Here is a 19,932-nt window from a genome sequence, read left to right as displayed (position 1 = left end):
GAAGAATGAAAAAAATAATACACATAATAGTACCCTGCATGATGGTGCTCTTTACATCTTGTGAAGATAAGTTTATAGACTTAACACCTCCTGCCTCAATAACGGATGACGTTTACTATACAGAAGCTGAGCATTTTTTAACAGGTTCTAATAGATTTTATACAAACCTCATTAGATGGAATGACCAAGGCATATATGCAGACCATGGTTCTGACTTAGTTGGTTATACCGAAGATGGTGGTATGCAAGAATACAGTAGAGGAGATACGCAGGCTCCGGCAGAAGATGCTTATTATTCTGGCCCTTATACTGCCATTAGAGATATGAATCTTTTATTGGCAAGAGCGGAGGCTTATGAAGGAAATGATATTGGTGAGTACGTAGCTGCTACTAAATTTCATAGAGCGTGGCAGTATTTCTTTTTAGTGCAACGCTTTGGAGGTGTTCCTATCGTTACAGAGCCTTTAGACGTTGATTCAGAAGAGCTTTTTGGTGCTCGTAATAGCAGGTATGAAGTAGTTGCCCAAATTTTGGCTGACTTAGATGATGCTATTGCTGGTTTACCAACAGAGCAAGATATTCCGGGTGGTGATAAAGGAAAAATTAGCAAATGGGCAGCCATGGCATTTAAAGCAGAAGTGCTTTTGCATGAGGCTACTTGGATGAAGTATGTAGGTACTAGCACCGACGGAGACGGTTCTTCTACAGGAGCTGGTAGTGCAGGTTTTTCTGAAGCTAATATTAATACTTACCTTCAAGAAGCAGCTACTTTATCTAAAACGGTAATGGATAACGGTGGTTATGAACTTTGGGATCACAATGATGACCTTGACAAGTTGAGCTCAAACTTCTTGTTTAACCTAGAAGATGGTGGTTCTAATCCAGCTGGATTAGATAAGGCGACAAATAAGGAATTTATTTTCTATAATAAATACGATTTCACTTTCAGACAAGCTGGAACATTAGTAAGTCATGTATTTGAAGGTAGAGTAAAACCGAGCAGAAAAATGGTAGATATGTTTTTATGCGACGACGGTTTACCAATAGACCAATCTCCTAAGTTCCAGGGCTATGAAAATACGCCTGATGAGTTCCAGAACAGGGACTATAGAATGAGAGCATATTTCACATACCATAAAAACCTTGGTGAGATACCTCAAAATGGCGATGTGCTTTTAAGTGGTACAAATAACTTCGGTTACTTCAACTCTAAGTTTATGAGCTGGAAATGGGGAACAGACCAAGCTTATAGAGCTACTACAACGGAAGCCTATGATATGCCATTTATACGTTTGGCAGAAGTATACTTAACGTATGCGGAGGCTTTATATGAACTTAATGGTAGTTTGACTGATGCTCAAATGGCTGAGTCTATTAACTTGGTGAAAGCTAGAGCAGGTTTACCTGGAATAACTAACGCGTTTTTGTCTGCTAATAACATGGACTTAAAAACTGAAATTAGAAGAGAGCGTACTATTGAGCTGTTTGCTGAAGGTGGTACAAGGTTTAATGATCTAAAGCGTTGGGGAATTGCAGAGCAAGAGTTAGGTGAAACTATCTATGGTGCGGTGATAGAAGGTACTGTTTATGAAGATAATATTGACTTATATGATCCTTCTAAATATGGTTACGGAGAAGAAAGCACTATGACTGGAGTAGGTGAAAGAAGGTGTCTTATAGTACAGCCATCTACAATACGTAACTTTACTAAAGATGATTATTTATTCCCATTACCTACATCTCAGACGGGTTTAAATAGCAGCTTAAGACAAAACCCAGGATACTAAATTGGTTAGTAATAAAGAAAACAATAGTTAAAGAGGTTTCGGAACGGCTACGGACAATTGTCTGTAGTCGTTTTTCTTTGGGTCAATGTCTAAAGAATGTGGAGTGCTTTTTTGCATTAGGTCTGCCAGGAAGCAGCTCAATGCTCTATCGATAGCAGTCGGAATTAAATACAACTATCACACTTGAAATTTAAGGTTACGAAAGTATGCTGGATTACTATCAACGCCTACAACCCGAGATTCAAACGGGGACGCCTAGTACCGTACGAAGGCCGCAATGGAATTGTGGTGTGACCGGGCTGGCGAACCAGAGGCGTACCGTACGCTTTACGGCCTCCGACCGTCTACTCGATTGGCAAGTCGTTGTTATTCATATTCTTCTAATATCAAATACCAATCGTATAATTCTTTTCCAAGTGTATGTTGAAATCCTGCCTTAGTCACAATAGCTTTTCCTAAATCTGTTCTAATAGGAATTACCCCACTATAAACAGAGCCAGCTTTTGAGTTATTTTCTGTAATATTCACAATCATCATTGAACCACTATCCCAATTTGCATAAGCTAAAATGTAGTCGTAAAAATCCTCACTCTTATCTTCCACATTCATTCCAACATTTAACTCTCTCAATTTAGTGCCGGGCCAAAATTCTTGATTTGGGTCGATATCTTGTAATGGAGTTAATTTAATTTTCTTCATATTTTATTGTCAAATATTTATGAATCAAAACATTTATCTGTGCCACGCAATTTCGCAAGCTAAATAATTTCGTATTATCATTCTAACAATCTTTACATCCACTGATGTTGATACAAAATAGCAATAAACATTATCTTGTACATTAATCCAATGCTCCATTGGTTTCCCATCTTCATTTATATACAATCTGTGCATAGCCCGACTACCTATTTCTGGAGCTTTTATCATTTCAGATACAGAAAAGAAAATACATTCTTCCTCCTCAGTCAATGAATGAATTGGTTTAAACCAAACTTGGTCTGGTCTAGAAAATTCTGTTTCACTATTTTCAAACTTTAAATGTCCATGAGCACATTTTAACAAGACCTTCTCAAATCTTTCTATCTCAATGTTTAATCCACCATCTTTATCGGTATTCAATGCGAGTTTAAGTCTGTCATGAAGTTTGTTGTTTCGAGTTAGAGTCCTTTTAATAGATTCTCTCGATAATTTATCAATATCAGTAGTACCACATGAAGCACATTCAATAGCACAAGCAAAATATTCTTCATCAATTGAGAATCCACTATTACAATCAACACAGGAAGGAACAACAGGAAGATTCTCAGGATAAGGTTTGTCAAGAAGAATCTTTGAAGGAACATGGTCTCTATTCTCAGGATATGCACCACAATATGCACACTGTGTATCAAGTCTAGAATCGCTAAATGTTTTAATCTGCCTCATTAAGTACTGCGGTCGTTTTCAATGCTTCCCAACAGCGATATATCAGGACATATGTCCGATATATCGCAAATATTTTATCTAATCTAGGAGGTTTTTAATTACCGAAAAAGTATTCAATGCTACTACATGCGTGTACCCCCGCCTGCAGTCGGAGAGGTTTCTGTTGTTTTAGTACTATGGTGACACAGCAACATTTGATTGTAATTAATATTAGTTCCTTCTTCAAGCATATTGCCGAAGCAATGGTTTTTAGCAAAATTTAGTCTTTAATGCTGCTAAATAATAGTAGGTGTTAAGTCTCCAGATAAACGCTTATTGTTCAGCTTCAATCTGATACACCTTAAAGTTGTCTACGGTCATGTGATTTTTAACAGTTCTAAAGCCAAAATGGCCTGACGTATAAGGGTTTTCGTCAGTGAAGTCTACAAACAAAACATCATCTTTATAATACTGCACCGTATTGTTTTTTGCTATAATCTTAATGTGGTAGGTTTTGTTAGGTTCAAGCATGTATTCGGCGTCTTTTAAGTCGTGCTCGGGTAGGAGGGGTCTTTCGCCATTTCCTATGTATCTTCTAAATCTGGTGGTGCCGTTGTCGTTTCCACCCACACCCATATAATATAGTCTCAGCGAATCATAATTTGAGAATTTACCACCACGTTTTTCTGATGCCGCAAATAGGTTTTCAGGATTCTCTGGGTCATTGGCCATCCAGAAACAGTTAAGGTCTGACACGCGGTCGTTAGCACCTCCATCTTGAATAATAAAAACGTCGTATTCTATGCTAATAGCCCCTTCTAGCTTTTTATTAAGCCAAACCGTGCAGCCAGAAACATCATCTATTTCTAGTTTGCTATTACTAACAAAGGTATTTCCCTTGGGCATTTGCTCTACTTTCCAGTTTTCTAAACCTTTGTCAAAATCATCCTCAAAAATCAACTTGCTCTTATAGCTTTTGTCTTTAATGATAACCTGCTTAGTATTGACATTACATGACACCGCAACCGTAAAAAGTGCAATGCTTGATGCTGAAAGTAGCCACTTAATTTTCATAATTTTATTTCGTTTGATTCCAAAGTCTGTATGGGTCGTCGTGCTGTTCCATTTGTTCTAATAACAAGGCTTCCATTTCCGCTAGCTTAGCGGCATATTTTGGGTTTTCCGCAAGGTCGGTTTCCATTTCACCTGATTTTTTATGCTCTGGTAAATACTCGTTTGGGTTTTCAGCCAAATTAAACAGCTGGGTTTCTCTTACTGCTCCATCCATCACATCATATTTTATGAGTTTCCAGTCGCCGCTTTTGACAGTACGCATGCCTGGCTTTGTTCCGCCTGCATAAACGCCATACATCACATCTCTAATGACATCTTTTTCACCATTTAATACAGACACAAAACTTTTCCCTTCTACCGTTTCTGGGATTTCTATGCCTGCTAATTCACATAAAGTTGGCAATAGGTCTAGCTGATAAATGTTGCCTTCGGCACGCTTATTTGCAGCTAAACCAGGTCCTTTTATGATAAAAGGAACACGCCATGTATGCTCATAAAGGTTTTGTTTCCCCTGCAAACCGTGTCTTCCTATGGCCATGCCGTGGTCGGCAGTATAAATGATATAGGTATTGTCTAATTCGCCAAGTTCTTCTAATCTTTTAAGTACCTTACCTAGTTGAATATCAATATTTTCAGAGCAAGCGTATTCTCTTCCAAGTTCATTTCTAATGGTGTTTTCGTCTCTGTTTTTCCATACACCACTTACTCGCTCTTCATCTCTTAATTCTGGATGCCCATGAAAGAAGGGGTGGGCTTCTAAATAATTATCTTGTAGAATAGGCTGCTTGGGATTAGCCAATGGCAAGCTGTTTTTGTCCGTATGGTTTGTTGCACCATATTTTTCTAATAATTCAGGTGTTCCGTTTCGGGTGTCGTGAGGGTGAGAGAACCCTAAGTAAACAAAAAACGGGTCTTGCTCTTTGGTGGCTTCTCTATCATCAAGATATTCCAAGACTTGTTTTGAGTGCCATGCACTACCACTTTCTTCTGTTCCGCCTCGTTTAGTAGCGTCACGAACTACCGTAAACTGCTTATTGGCATTAGGGTATGAGTTTCCTTTTTTACAGGTTCTCATGGTTTTGTAACCTGCTCTGTTAAAGATTGCCCCTATGGTTTGGTCGTCTATCATGTTATAGCTGGTGTCCTTTTGAACCTTGGCACTGTTTGGAAGATGCCAAAGCGTTCTACCAGACATGGTCATGTGTCTTGATGGCGTACAAACAGCCCCATTCATAGAGCCCATGTGTCTGGCCGACTCTATCACAATTCCCTCTTTAGCTAATTTGCTAATGTTAGGCGTTTCTAGAATGGAGTTTGGGTCATAGGTTTGTAAGTCAAAAGGAGATTGATCGTCTGCCAACACAAAAAGTAAATTGGGTCTTTTCTGCTCTTTTGACTCCTCATTGTTCGCTGAAGTGCAAGAAAACAAGGTTCCCAAAATCACAAGTAGAATAGCGTAGTTTTTCATTTTATAAGTTTTGTTCTATAGGGTGTTTATAATTTAAGGGCTATTTGCTCAATTCTTCTAAAGTCCAATAGTCTTCTCTATCGGCGGTTTTAGCTCTGGCATTTCTTACCACTCTTTTATGGACACCACCCTCATTATTCATGGCTCTTACATAGGTTAATACATCTGCAATCCAGTCGTCACTATTACTTTTTAAAGCCATCATGATACCATATTCTTTACCCTCTATCGGGCCAATCAGTCCATTCAATAGTATTTTACTTAGTATTGTTTTGTCGCCAATTACACGTTTACTGCCTATAAGCGGAGGGGCAATCAATGTACCGTCTTCTGTGCCAAGGCCTTTTAAATCTGGACCATGACAAGTAGTACAAAGCTGTTTATAAGAGTCATAGCCTCTTAAGATACTTTGTTTTTCACCAAGACTTCTTTCGGCAATCATCTCTTTTAATTGTGTCAGCTGAGAGTCATCTTTTTTGAGGCTTTCGCTTACCGAGTGCGATACTATCTCATTTTCAAAATACTTATCGGCCATTTCATTCAAAATGTCGGTAGCTTTTTGGTCTTTAGAAAACCGCAAGCTTAATGCGAGTTGATTGACTACCTCAATATCTGAATCTTGTGCAAGGTTCTTTAGACTAGAAATTATGTCTACATCGCCATCGCCTAAAAGGCGTTCACTTAATCTTATGGCCGTTATCCTAACTCTTGGCTCTGCGTCTTTTAACTTTTCTGTAATCAATTCTTTGTCAATTACACCCATTCCTTCTAGCGTCCATAATGCATGAACTCTTTCTATTCCAAAGTCTATGTCGCTGTTAAATAATTTATCAAAAAACGAGACATTGCTTTCAGCAATATCCTTTAATTCTTCCACCACAGACTTGTCATCATTTAGAATCAACAGCTTTTGAGCAGTATTTCTATACCAACCATTCGAGTGTCCCAAATATGGAATTAACTCTTCGGCAGATTTACTGGAAAGATTTGGTTTTACATCAGGAGTAATGTCTTCATGTACTATTCTATAGATTCGTCCTCTCCCTATATTCTTATCTAGCTCTTTGCGAATTATAACAGGTCTCAGCGAGCTTCCTTCTCTAGTCCAATTACTCTCTTGAATAATTCCTCTGTACATATCTACTATGTATAAAGCTCCATCAGGGCCCGTTTTGGCCTGCACTGGTCTAAAGTTTAGGTCAGTAGATGCCATGAACTCTGCTTCATCATAGGCGTTATAAAGTACTTTCTTACCATTCTCTGTTTTTACTTTTGCTCGTCTTATAAGGCGACCTACTGGCTCAGGAATAAACAAATCTCCGTAGGTAGAAGGAGGTAGTTTGTGGCCTAGAAATATCTCCTGACCGGCCACACCTGTAAAATGGTTTAGTGTATTGTCTTCACGCAGTCTTTTTGGCCCACCTTGCACATCTGGCGTGCCTACTATAGGCCATGGTTCCATAAACCCTTCTGACAATCTACCTTCAGGGTTATAATCTCCATAAGCTGGAGGCTGTTGAAATCCATAAGCTGGGTTTTCACTTCCGGCAGAAGAGTAATAGTTAATCCCCATTTCGTCTTGTGTAAGTCCCCATTGGCCACTTGGCATATTATCAAGCGTATCTACTTGAATTCCGCCAGCCTGAAATTTGAAACGCATAGGATTATAAGTGGTGTACACCCAGTTGTCCAAGTTCCAAACCAGTCCACTTTGCTGATGCTCTAGGTTTCCTCCTCTCCGTTTGGGATTATAATAAACACGTTCCTTTTTGTCGGCTACGCCGTCATTATCGGTGTCTTTGTAACTCCATAAATCATACGAATAAGTTTCGTTTACTATCAGCTCGTCTTTTAGTGGTAAAATCATTCTAGGCAGCATCAGGCTATCTATAAACACAGTGCTTTTGTCCATTTTTCCGTCACCGTCAGTATCTATGAGTAGCTTTATTTTGCTAATGGAATTATTGGTGCCAGAGCCGTCCACATCTTGCATGTAGGTGTTCATTTCGGCCACGTACATTTTGCCATCGCCATCCCAAGCTATAGCCACGGGTTCATCCACCATGGGTTCACTGGCTACTAATTCTACTTTGTATCCAGCAGGTAAATAAAAAGTCTCCATGCTTTCTTCAGGAGAAAGGAAAGTGGATGGTGCTTCGCTAACCATTTCTGGTTTTTGGTATATTTCGTCAGAATATGTTTTCTCCTTACAGCTGCTTAGAGCAAATATTCCAATAACAAAAGCGTATTTATTTTTCAATTTCATTTTTTATAATTTCTCAACTATCACAAAGTAAGCTCCTAGTTCTTCTTCATTATCTAAAGTAAACCATGTTTTTAGTTGCGTTTGGCCTTTTTCTAGTTCGATTTCAAATTCGACATATTCTGAATCAGAATCAACTTCTTTAGACAAAGCGAGGTCTTGTATCGCTAATCTGGCAGCGGTAATGTTCAAAGCCTTCCCTTTTTTACTTGCTCTTACACTCGTTCCTTCCTTTGCAGGTCGAATGGGGGCTTCCGCATTCAGAGCTAATTTAGTTTCCATAGGCCAACGGCGTAGTTTAACGGCGTATTTGCCGCTTTCTGCCACTTTTAGTAACCAGTAGCCATTATCTCTGTAGCCACTTCTGATATGCCTTTGATGCCACGGGCTTGCTACGGCATCTGTATGCCAGTCATGCGAGTAGAGTTTTACTGGGTTTTCCGCCTCATGGCCAACATAGATATATGGTTGGTCTTGGTATGAAGGAGAAATTTCCGCCCACCAAGCGTCATAAGCTGTTTTAAATTCATCCAATTTTTCAGGATGTTGCTCCGCAATATTAACACGCTGCTCTGGGTCAGTGTTTAAGTCGTAAAGTTCTTCCCCATTAATTAATCGCCAATTTGACTGCATTAAAGCAGTCCTTCTCCATGGTTCTGGATTTTCAATTCGCTGTGAATTGGTAATAATTATTCTATCTTCAAAACCTTCTGTATTGCCAGCCATTAAAGGCGTCAGGCTTTTTCCGTCAAAGTTGAGTTCAGTGCTAGCCTGTAGTTCACAAAGGTCAATTAAGGTAGGAAGGATATCATAGTGAGCAGTTAACTCGTCAATGTCTTTTCCGGTAGAAATACCGCCATCTTTCCAGTGAATAAAAAGCGGAACCCGGTGGCCACCTTCATACATACTAGCTTTAACACCACGCATTCCAGCATTAAAACCTTTGCCAACAAAACCATCCAGTCTATCTTCTCCTTTGGCCATTTTGGCTCCGGCTGCGGTGCCATTATCCGTAGTGAAAATGATGATGGTATTATCCATTAATTCTATGGATTTTAGATACTCTACCAGCTTACCTACATTTTCATCAACATTTGCTATCAGGCCATAAAAGGCTGCATTCGGTATGTTTTCATTGTCTTTGTATGGGTCAGAATATTTATCATCTACAAAATACGGGGAGTGTGCCGCATTGGTAGATAGGTAACAGAAGAAAGGCTTGTCTTTGTTTTCGCCTATGTACTTTTTAGCGTTTTCAAACCAAATGTCTGTGCAAAAACCATCAAACTTCTCAAGTTTTCCATTGTGAATATAGGTGTCATCAAAATAGTCATTATCCCAATAATCCATGGTTTGTTCTATTCCGCCACCACCATGTACCAGCACTTCGTCAAAACCTTTGTCCTCTGGTCTGAAAGGGTAATTATCTCCTAAATGCCATTTACCAAAAATACCTGTGCTGTAACCATTTTCTTTGAAAATTTGAGCCATGGTAGTCTCTCTTTCTAATATCAGCGAACGGCCATTCACCGTATGCCAAACCCCTGTTCTGTTAGAATGATGGCCTGTCATGATAGCGGCACGCGTGGGAGCACAAGTAGGCGAAACGTGGTACTGTGTAAACCTGGCACTGTTATCATGGAGGTAGTCCATATTGGGTGTTTTGATATACTCATTTCCCAAACTCGAAAGGTCGCCATAACCTTGGTCATCCACCATGATTAGGATTACGTTTGGTTTTCCTTTTTGCTCTTCTTGCGATGTGCAGGAAGCAAACAGGAGTACTGAAAAAAGCAGTGAAATGTATTTTGTTTGACTCAAGTTCATTGTCATTTTAATATATTTTTAATTCAAAACAGTCTCTAAAGAGGAGTAAATGGCACTTTTCTTATTCTAAAAAAAACTGCTGTTCTTTCGCTTACCTTCCGGTAGGGATTTCATTTTTTTATTGTAAAAAAACGAAACAAAAAAAGCAACACCCTGTAAACTCACACACTCAAAATATTTAATATAAGGTAGTTGTGAAATGTTCTTACTTTAATGATTTTGACCGTGTTCAAACAGTACAGGGCGATATAAGGATTTATTACAATTATTCCTTTTACTCGAATAACTAAAACTTGACATCTACTCTCGTGGTCCGGCCTGACCTAATGGGAAAGGCTTAAAACCGATTTGTAATGCTGGACTATCTTCTGATAAAGTAAAATCACCGTTCGTTGGGTCTGTAAAGCCTGGGTCTGCAATTATTGAAGGCTTATCGTTTCCGAGCGACTGCCAGTCTGACCAGCTCATGAGAGCTTCATTAGATTCGTAAATTCTGCTTGGGAAGCGATTTTGACCTCCTAAAACTTCACCAGCAGTAGACCAAACCAAATTGCTATCCGCTACAAAACCGTCTTTTTGTTCCACATTATATTCATAACCTCCTGCATAAATTGGAGTCTCATCACTGAGCAAAATATTATTCTTTAATATGAAGGCTGTATGCGGTTGTAGTTTTGCCATCATCACCACACTGGCGTCTGCGAAGGCAAAAATATTGTTTTTAATCAGGTTGTCTTTTCCGTAATGCTGATTAAACATGGCATGTCTACAGCGATACGCCAGATTGTTTTCTATCAATATATTAGTGGTGCCCTCGTCACAGTAGATGGCCCATCCTCCATATTTTCCTGCCCATATATCATGAAATTCATTGTTTCTAATAACGGTTCCAGTTTGATTTCCTAAGGTATAAATACCACCCAAATCACTTAGCACAGAGCCGTCACCATTTTCTAATTTACCAATATGGTGAATGTGATTATACTCAAATATATTACCTGTAGCCAGTGCTGGGCCATAGCCCCATGTCCATCCCGTGGAAATTCCTGAATAGTAAAAGTTATAGATTTCATTATGATGAATCTGGTTGTCTGGGCTTTGCCCTATCCAAATACCTACGGCACAATGGAAATATTTGCCGCCATCATAAATTCGGCAATCGGCTACTTCATTATTACTGCTAGCATCAGCTGGATTTTCTAATACTGGAGGTAGCTCCGTTCCAATATCTTCAGGTCCTATTTTTCCTCTTGGGCGAATTTTAGGACCAATCAGAAGGCCGCCAGCTCCTAAGTCATGAATATCACATCTCAAAACACGATTATTTGAGCAACCTAATGACATTTCAAGACCGTAGTTTCCTATGGCTGTTATTTCACATGCCTCAAAAAGGCAATTATTAGCCCCTTTTAAATATACCGAACCATCCATTCTAATGTCTGCTTGGCTATAGCCTGACTGCTCAGACGCTCTTGGCAAAACCCAAGTAGTATGACTAAAAGTTAAACCCTTAAATTGAATATGTTCAACAGACTTACCGTTCCTATGATCACCTTCTAAACGAACCACATTTACCAAAGAAGGGATAGTGGCTACTATGTCTGTTTCGCCTTCTAGCGGGAAATAATAAAGTTTTTTGTCTTTTCTATCTAAATACCACTCACCGGGTTTGTCTAGCATAACACGGCCACCTTCTAGGTAATAATCATCATCTCCTTCAATAGCCCTACCACCTTTTTTGGTAGAAATTACCTTTTTGTTTTGACGGTCAATCTTGTCAATAGGCATGTGATACTCTAACCATTTATTGAAGACAACTGCCACGCCATCTTCTGCACCTTCTAAGTAATGTTCGTCTTTTTGACTGTATGAAAAATCATAACTACTGCTTCTTCTTAGGTCTTTAGTGTCTGCCCCTTGAGATATTGGCACTTTTAAGTAACCACTATTTGGGGTTCTGGCCTGAATAGCACGATGACTATTTACCCATAACTGCTCAAATGGAGCATACCTTTCTAAAGTTGACAAATCTGAAACCAGCACTTTATGACCATTAAGTTCTGTCTCTGCCCAATCGCTTACTTTCAAACCGCCACTAAGTATCGGTTTTTCGTCATCATACGCACTGTAGGTAACAGGGAACTCTTCCGTTCCAGAATCTTCTGCTTTTAAAACAAAAGGCTCAGAAAGTTGAAAGGTTCCACCTTTCAGGTATACAGTCACGGGCTTACTAATAGGCTGCAAGTCCCTTATGGCATTTCGTGCTTTCTCCAAAGTGGCAAAGGGTTTATTGGCACTCGTTCCGTCGTCTGTATCACTACCATCTGTAGATACAAAGAAGGCTATCTCATTTTTTGATGCGGTATCTGAACAAGAAGTGGATGCATATAGTATTCCAATTAATAAGAGTAATTTAAATTTCATGCTTGTTGTATTTCTAGGGTTATTTATTATCTCGTATTTGAAGCTGGATTACTTTCTTGTTGGCATCGTAATTCACAGCTTTTGTGTTTTCATTGAAGCTTACGCTTTTTGATTTCTCCGTATTATATAGTGTTAGTGTGGCATTGGCCTGTCCATCAAAAGTTATGCTTGGCTTTGTTCCAAAATTCTCTACCAGTGTGTAGTGTTTTGATAGCGAATGCAATAGCGTTTGGGAGTCTCTTCTCAAATAACTGCCGTGACCTATGAACACTTCGTTGATATTATCTATGTCCGTTTTATCAGCGTTTTCGTCAAACTTTAAAACCGTCAAGTAGGCATCAGTTTCCCATCCTTCTATATTTATTTGGCTATTTCGGTGTTTTAGACGACCGTCTGCCAATAAATTAAAGTAGACAACCGTGGTTTCTCCTTTTTGTGTAATAGATACTTTTAAATAGTTTTTGCCGTAGTCGCGGGTAATGACTGGTAGCTCGTTTTCATTTTCTAAAATGACGGCTGTGACAAATTTGGTACGTGCAGTTTTTTCAAAATGACTGATAGACCAATACGGCTTGCTGATTTCAGGTTTATGGTCGGCGTAACCCATTTTTTCTGTTAATCGCATGTTTTCAGGGAAGTCATGCGGACGCTCGCCACCGGGAGGGAAAGTCTCAGGAAATAGAGGACGCACTCTTATTTTGGCGTCATCTTCCTGAATTTTTAAATCAATACCACCTTTTAAGTTTGACTCGCCATTATAGTGCAATAACCACTCAAATTGGCCCGGTTCATAGGCCAATAAATCATCAATAACTAAGATGACATCGCCCACCCAAATGAAGTTTCTATAGTTTCTGGCAAGAATTTGAGAATAAGGGCCTGTAGCATTTGCCAGTAAGTATTTAAAGTCTTTTCCTTCAATAAGGCTATGCAGTGAACCTGAATTAACATTTCCGAAATAAGGGTCGTTTCTGTTTTGGGCTTTGCCATCAAAAAAGACAACGTTGTGAGCTTCGCTTTGGCAGTAATACTCTGTATAAAGCGGACTCAAATAGCTGGCACTGCCGGGGTCCATGATGAGGTTTTTGCCATTATGAAATAAGATATAGGAACCTGCATCAGCATGAGCGTGATTCCATGTAAAGCCTGATTTGACAGCTAACATGGTTTTATTATCATCCCAAGAGTTTCTCATGGTAGCCCAGCCCATTTCTTCATAAAGGTGTGATTTATGGCTACTCGGTTCATAAGAATCACTCAGAGTTGGTAGATTGGGCATTAGTGCTAATGCCTCTGCAGATTTCCAATATCTAGATTCCTCATTACTTACTTGATTTAAATACCAGGCGTACTGCTCTTTTTGAAAGCCGGCAGACCATAGAAGCTTGATTATTCGTTCGCCTGTGGCGTGTACATTGGCATCGCCAAAGTTTACCGCAAAATCATTTTCACCATTGGTGTAGTAGGTGGTATTGATGAAAAAATCCCCCAAATTATCTAGAATGGGGGACTGATAGTACGTGGCTTTAGGCCACACGTTTTTATAGGCAGAGAGAAATAATAAGTATTGCGAAGCGGCGTATTCGGCATAGTTAAGGCTTTCATAAAAGCCACCGTCTTTATCAAATGTTGAAGGTTTGTTTTGGAGCACGCTACCCGTGAAGTTCATCCATTCTTGGGTGTAGTTTTCTGTTTCTTTAGCCCAGTTGCTGGCTTCTGGTATTTCGTCTCTTATGGCTAAGGCCGCAAAACCCGACATGTAAACACAGGCACTCCACCAGTTATGCCCCATGGTGTCAAAAGTGTGCATGTTTTTGTCAGGGTCTAGCCAGTCTTCTTTTGCTGGTATTATGCCGAGAGTCACTATGCGTTGGGCTAATTCTTTACGTTCACTTTTGGTGAGGAAATCATAAATACTGTCAAAACCCACGGCTATGTCATAGCTGGTGTGCGAAGTTCCTAAACCTGCTTGCCACGGCGGGTCTCGCTGAAGCAATATTCTTCCTTCCCAAGTGTTTTTAGAAGCATAGTCAAATAGAAGCTCTTTTAACCTTTTGGCAAATTTTTCTTCGCCGGTGAGCCTGTAAGCCAAGCCAAGTAATAGGCCATCAGAAGAGCGTAACTTTTTTTTCTCAATTAATTCTAAGGCATGCTCATGCTGGTTCTCCCAGTTCTTTTTTACAGATTCGTTGGTCTTTATTTGCTCTTTTAGGCGAGCAATATTTTCATCCGTATAGATTAGGTATTTCCTGTTTTGGGCATTGGCCGAAAGTACAAAAGCACAAAACAAAAGGAGGAATAAGCTTCTTAGCATAATTATAGATTAAAGTATCATAATTCAAAAAGTGGCGTATTTTTCCACTTTTCACTAAGTGCAATATTATTTCTTTTGCAGGCTATTGAGTATTACTCATGTTTCATGGACTATAAATTATGAGTTATTTGGGTGAAATAGTGCTTATTTAAGCCTAGAAATTATTGGCTATGTTCAATATTTCCCTTCTACCCAACCTTTGGGAATACTATCCCAAATATTAACTGTGGAATCGCTAAAACATTTATCTAATTCGCATACTAAATCCCATCTGATTCTATGATAGTCTGGTGTTATGGAAGAAAACTCAACAAGTAAATCTAACTTCTTTACTCTTTCAATATCACTTCTATCTGCACCAAAGCCCTGATAAAAACGCTGAGCACCAACTGTCGTTGATGATTCTATCAAACTTCCCTGATATGCATATTCATAATGGATGTTTATTTTCATTTTCCTAATGTAAGCCCGGGTTACTTCTAACTTGGTATAAAAAGAACCTTTACTTAAATACTCTTCTTCACGACAACTATGTATCGTGTTAGATAAAAAGATGAATAGGATGACAGCAACACCCCAAGCTAAAAATGCTCTATTCCTCTTGAGCAGTACAAGAGCTTTTCTCCATAAAAACAAAATATTTTCAATCATTTTCACTCGCTGAAGAGTCTCATCAAGGGACTCTGCAGCCTTCTTTTCAAATTATCCAAATACCAAGACTTCGCAACGGTAACAGCGGAGAAACCCTGCTCCGCAAAGTCTTTTTGACTTTGTGGAATATATTTTTAGGTCTTCGGACCGATACAATACCGCCCTATTGTTCTTATTCTAAAGAAACAAATAACAATTATTCAGGCCAGAGGCCTTTATATACCTCTCCGAAGCTACAAGCTTCGAAGAGCGGAGGAACATAATTGATTATTGTTCCCACATTTCCTTACTGAACAGAGCATAAATCCCATAAACAATTGAATACATTACAATTAGGCTAAACCAAAAATAGCATGAATAGTATAACATATCTAACCAAAATTGTGAATCATATAACCGATTTCGATTTATTACTATCATTATTAAAATAAAAATAAGAGTATTGGTGGAATTATATATTAGTCCAATAAAATATGTATTTGCCCTTCCAATAATATTTTTTATTAAATAAATGTTGACAATAGAATAAATTAACCACAAGACAAAAATGGCACCATGAAACAACAGATAACCCGATGCCAATCCTGCCGAAAGCCCAATCATTGAAAGGATATTAAAACGCAGGAGTTCCTTTAACTTTATCATTTATGCCGATTAAATACTTTGTCACCCTTTTACCAATATATACCTCGCTCCGCAAAGTCTTCCTGCCTGTCCTCCATTCGGCGGATAAATCGACAGACTGGTTCGACTTTGTGGATATGTTTTTAGGTCTTAATACCAATACAATGCCACCCTATTGTTCTTATTCTAAAGAAATAAATAACAATTATTCAGGCCAGAGGCCTTTATATACCACTCCGAAGCTACAAGCTTCGAAGAGCGAACTTCCTGATTATTACTCCAAAAGCAACCAATAAAAGAGGGATACAAAGTCTAATAAATTCTTTCATTTTAAATACATAATTTCACAAAATAGAAGTCACTCTAAATAAGCCCCACATCCTTTAAGGTCTTGATAAGACCGCCTAAAAACAACAAAATCCCGCTTAAATAACCTCTAAACGCCCAAAAGTTATCCTTGGTCTTTCGATTTTTAAATATAAAAATCAAATAAACAAAACTTGAAAACATTAAGCCTATCCCTAATAAAACTCCCATTATTCACTAGCCCCATTTTCATGTTTTTCAATTACGGCATTCGTACTTCTTTCAACAGTAATTAAATTTAAATCCACTAACTGTTTATAACCTTGATTTGCAGCTTCATCAATTCCTTTCATTATCCTTGTACCTAAATTTACAATCCCTTTTCAATAACTTCTGGAGTAGGTCCTGGGATGACTCTATCTACGAGAACTTCCTCTACCCTTGCTCCGTAAAGTCTTCCTGCCTGTCCTCCATTCGGCGGATAAATCGGCAGACTGGTTCGACTTTGTGGAATATGTTTTTCGGTCTTAATACCGCATGAAATGTGAGTCTCTACGTCTTCTTTTTCAAATTACCCAGATACCAAGATGGACAAACTAATGGCAATATACATATCACCAGAGTAATCTCTGTCTGTTATAAAAAATAAACTGCCAACGACTATAGGTGGTGTTTTGGGAACTTATTACATTCAACGCTCAGAGTCTCTTAGGCCTTACGGTCCTCCATTCGGCGGGTAAATCGGCAGATGGGGCAGCTCCTAGAGGGGAGGATTTTATACGAGGGTTACTTGGTTTTATTGAGGGGCTTGTCATTCACTCTGTATATCCTTTTCCCTTTTAGCGTTATTTTTTATCAGAAGTCCGTAAATCAATAAAAGCTTTTTTTGCATATATTCTGAGAAATTCATCTCCTCTAAATCTGAAAAAAATATGATCTTTTTCATTAGAATGTTCTTGAGCTCCTAACCAATCATGATCGAAGTTATCGGGCTCTTTGAAACCTATCTCTTCTAGGTTTGTCGGATGCTCCATATAGAAATGTTCACTCATTTGAAAAAAAGAGACGGAACTAAAAACAATTTCACAAGTCTCTGGAGACTTCTCTGAAATCCATTTCTCAGACTTTTCCCATCGAAGAGTAATTCTATTGTAAGGAATTTCAATATTTAAGTCGTGTAAATGATAAAAATTATGTAGATCAATATAAATTCCATTTACCTCCAAGGCAATCGAATTGTCTATTTTAAATTCTGTTTTCATTTTAATGATTTTATATAAACGCTACCTCCCAAGCAAAACAATCTCTTCCCCTGCCTCCGTATTGATATCATACAAGAAGGATGGTTTTAAAGTCAATTCTTTTAGCGTAGCCGATTCGGAAATTAAAGGTTGTTTGATATTTGCTGTTTGGTAAAATGGATTTGTATTTCCCGCTTCTGCTAAATTCAAATCGTAACCTTTACTTAGGCTTAATTCACCATAAGAACGAATACGGCAATTGCCCCCTAGTTTTGATTTGATAATCACCTTACTCAGTTTTCCATGCTCCCATTCCATAGAAGTTATTTCAAAACCACCTCTTGCTCTAAGGCCTTTAACGCTGCCTTTTTGCCATGCATCTGGCAATGCAGGAATCAAATGAATGGCTCCGTCATGACTTTGGAGCAACATTTCTGTTAAGCCAGAGGTGAAACCAAAATTACCGTCAATTTGAAACGGTGGGTGAGCATCTAGCATGTTTGCGTAAGTTCCTCCTCCTTTTGGGGAGTCTGGGCGGCCTACTAATTTGATTTGCTCCTGCATTAATTTATACGCATGATTTCCGTCTAAAAGACGAGCCCATAAATTGATTTTCCAGTTCATTGACCATCCTGTAGATGGGTCACCTCTTTGAATTAAGGTGTTTTCAGCTCCTTGGAATAATGCTGGATATTGATATGGCGATATTAGATTAGAAGGATATAACCCATACAAATGCGACACATGACGATGCTTGTCTTCTGGGTCATCTAAGTCCTGCATCCATTCTTGCAGCTGATTGTGCTGGCCAACTTGCATTGGCGGTAGCTTTAATAAGGTGGCTTCCATTTTAGTTACTAAATCGGCATCTACATTTAGCGTTTTGGCAGCACTTATGGTTTTGCTTAGCATATCAAAAACCAGCTGATTATCCATAGTAGTTCCTGCCGCTATATAGACATTTTTAGGACGGTCTTTAGGCCCATGCTCCGGCGAAATGGAAGGAGAAACTACCAACCAACCATTTTTAGGCTCAGGACTTAAAACGCTTAAACAAAACTCGGCAGCTCCTTTCATGGCAGGGTATACCGATTTTAGGTAATCCACATCACCGCTAAACATATACTTTTCCCACAGGTGCTGACTCAGCCAAGTGCCGCCCATAGGCCACATGCCCCATGTGGCACCATCTACTGGTCCGGCTATTCTCCAAAGGTCTGTGTTGTGGTGCGTTACCCAGCCATCAGCGTCATACATAACTTGGGCGGTTTCTTGTCCTGCATCTGATAATTCTTTTACCAAATCTATCAAAGGCTCATGCATTTCAGATAAATTGGTAACCTCTGCAGGCCAATAGTTCATTTGCGTGTTGATATTGACCGTGTAGGCACTTTTCCACGGTGGCACTAATTGGTTATTCCAGATACCCTGCAAATTAGATGCTTGTCCGTCAGGCTGTGAAGAAGAAATTAATAGATAACGGCCATACTGGAAATATAAGGCAGCCAGAGAAGGGTCATCACTTTTGCTAAATTCCTTGATTCTTACATCTGTTGTTTTTTTAGCTGCTTCTGTACTGCCTAAATCAAGAGACACTCTATTAAAATAGTTTTGATAAAGGGTCGAGTGGTCTTTTAACAGGCTGTTATAGGTTTTCTTTTCGGCTTTAGCTATGTAAGCTTTAGCTAAGGCATGAGGGTCGGCACTGATGTCATTATAGTTTACAAAATTAGTGGCTACCGAAATATAAAGCGTTACACTGCTGGCATCTGACACCACTAACTGGCTGTCGGTAGAGCTTATATTTCCACCATCTGGTACTATTTTCACTCTTGAGTCAAACTCCACTTGCCCTTTTATGGGTGGAGTGCCCTCTTTTAGTCGCTTATTTTTATTGTCGCTGCCAAAGCCCGTCATCACCAAAGTATTGTCGTTTTCCATAAATAGGGAAATCTTAGCAGGTTCAGGACGGTCCATACTTGCGGTGAAACTGATTTTCTCGTTTTGGTCAGCGGTCAATCTCATGACAATCACCTGGTCTGAGAAAGAAGTGAATATCTCACGTTTGTATTTGACACCGTCGACAGTATACGTGGTGGTATTTAATGCCTTTTTAATATCTAATTCCCTGTTGTACTCAGAATAATTATCGTGATTGGCAAAGTTTAATCTTAGGTTTCCTACTGTTTCATAAGGCATTCCATGAGAAGTTTTGGAAACAAAGGCATCATTTGCAATGGCATGAGCTTCACTATATTTCTCCTCAAAAATCAACTTCCTAACGTTCGAAAGAACACTTTTAGCTTTAGGATTATCATTTCTGTGAGGACCGCCAGCCCAAAGCGTAGCTTCGTTTAACTGGATGTTTTCCTTAGCAGGATTTCCAAAAACCATAGCACCAAGACGTCCGTTTCCTAATGGAAGGGCTTCGTTCCAGTCGGCGGCAGGGGCGTCATACCAGAGTTTTAAGTTTTGAACCTCCTTTTTGTCACAGGAGTACAGAACTGCACAAACTAAAAAACTTATAAGATATTTGATTTTCATGCTGT

General features: G+C 39.0%; 13 protein-coding genes. 1 reads left to right on the top strand and 12 read right to left on the bottom strand.

The window, feature by feature from the left end; all coding sequences use genetic code 11:
• Nucleotides 1-5 precede the first annotated feature (5 nt).
• Nucleotides 6-1,787, top strand: coding sequence for a RagB/SusD family nutrient uptake outer membrane protein (locus tag AADJ06_RS00935; protein ID WP_341224510.1), 1,782 nt, complete (start codon nucleotides 6-8; stop codon nucleotides 1,785-1,787).
• Between the two features lie 366 nt (nucleotides 1,788-2,153).
• Here AADJ06_RS00935 and AADJ06_RS00930 read toward each other — a convergent pair whose 3' ends face one another.
• From AADJ06_RS00930 to AADJ06_RS00875, 12 genes are all read right to left on the bottom strand, one after another.
• The gene (locus AADJ06_RS00930) at nucleotides 2,154-2,486 is read right to left on the bottom strand and encodes a hypothetical protein (protein ID WP_341224509.1); all 333 of its coding nucleotides are present in this window, start codon (nucleotides 2,484-2,486) and stop codon (nucleotides 2,154-2,156) included.
• A gap of 33 nt (nucleotides 2,487-2,519) precedes the next feature.
• A complete protein-coding gene (locus AADJ06_RS00925; RefSeq protein ID WP_341224508.1) occupies nucleotides 2,520-3,212 on the bottom strand; it encodes a hypothetical protein in 693 nt (230 codons plus the stop codon).
• 312 nt (nucleotides 3,213-3,524) lie between these two features.
• Nucleotides 3,525-4,265, bottom strand: a complete 741-nt coding sequence (locus AADJ06_RS00920) for a DUF6250 domain-containing protein (RefSeq protein WP_341224507.1) — start codon at nucleotides 4,263-4,265, stop codon at nucleotides 3,525-3,527.
• Nucleotides 4,266-4,269: 4 nt separating this feature from the next.
• Nucleotides 4,270-5,733 carry a sulfatase-like hydrolase/transferase gene (locus AADJ06_RS00915; protein WP_341224506.1) on the bottom strand — a complete coding sequence of 488 codons (1,464 nt, stop codon included), beginning with the start codon at nucleotides 5,731-5,733 and terminating at the stop codon, nucleotides 4,270-4,272.
• 40 nt (nucleotides 5,734-5,773) lie between these two features.
• Complete coding sequence (locus AADJ06_RS00910) at nucleotides 5,774-7,999, bottom strand: cytochrome C (RefSeq protein WP_341224505.1); 2,226 nt, start codon at nucleotides 7,997-7,999, stop codon at nucleotides 5,774-5,776.
• Between the two features lie 3 nt (nucleotides 8,000-8,002).
• The gene (locus AADJ06_RS00905) at nucleotides 8,003-9,829 is read right to left on the bottom strand and encodes an arylsulfatase (RefSeq protein WP_341224504.1); all 1,827 of its coding nucleotides are present in this window, start codon (nucleotides 9,827-9,829) and stop codon (nucleotides 8,003-8,005) included.
• Nucleotides 9,830-10,123: 294 nt separating this feature from the next.
• The gene (locus AADJ06_RS00900) at nucleotides 10,124-12,247 is read right to left on the bottom strand and encodes a right-handed parallel beta-helix repeat-containing protein (RefSeq protein WP_341224503.1); all 2,124 of its coding nucleotides are present in this window, start codon (nucleotides 12,245-12,247) and stop codon (nucleotides 10,124-10,126) included.
• Nucleotides 12,248-12,266: 19 nt separating this feature from the next.
• A complete protein-coding gene (locus AADJ06_RS00895; protein WP_341224502.1) occupies nucleotides 12,267-14,561 on the bottom strand; it encodes a heparinase II/III family protein in 2,295 nt (764 codons plus the stop codon).
• 174 nt (nucleotides 14,562-14,735) lie between these two features.
• Nucleotides 14,736-15,014, bottom strand: a complete 279-nt coding sequence (locus AADJ06_RS00890) for a hypothetical protein (protein ID WP_341224501.1) — start codon at nucleotides 15,012-15,014, stop codon at nucleotides 14,736-14,738.
• A gap of 1,358 nt (nucleotides 15,015-16,372) precedes the next feature.
• Complete coding sequence (locus tag AADJ06_RS00885; RefSeq protein WP_341224500.1) at nucleotides 16,373-16,495, bottom strand: hypothetical protein; 123 nt, start codon at nucleotides 16,493-16,495, stop codon at nucleotides 16,373-16,375.
• 492 nt (nucleotides 16,496-16,987) lie between these two features.
• Nucleotides 16,988-17,404, bottom strand: coding sequence for a hypothetical protein (locus AADJ06_RS00880; protein WP_341224499.1), 417 nt, complete (start codon nucleotides 17,402-17,404; stop codon nucleotides 16,988-16,990).
• Between the two features lie 21 nt (nucleotides 17,405-17,425).
• Nucleotides 17,426-19,927, bottom strand: coding sequence for a glycoside hydrolase family 95 protein (locus AADJ06_RS00875; RefSeq protein ID WP_341224498.1), 2,502 nt, complete (start codon nucleotides 19,925-19,927; stop codon nucleotides 17,426-17,428).
• Between the last annotated feature and the right edge of the window lie 5 nt (nucleotides 19,928-19,932).

Source organism: uncultured Arcticibacterium sp., assembly GCF_964021845.1.
Classification (GTDB): domain Bacteria; phylum Bacteroidota; class Bacteroidia; order Cytophagales; family Spirosomataceae; genus Arcticibacterium.
Note: the sequence above shows the minus strand (reverse complement) of the source record. Positions and strands in the feature narration are given on the sequence as shown.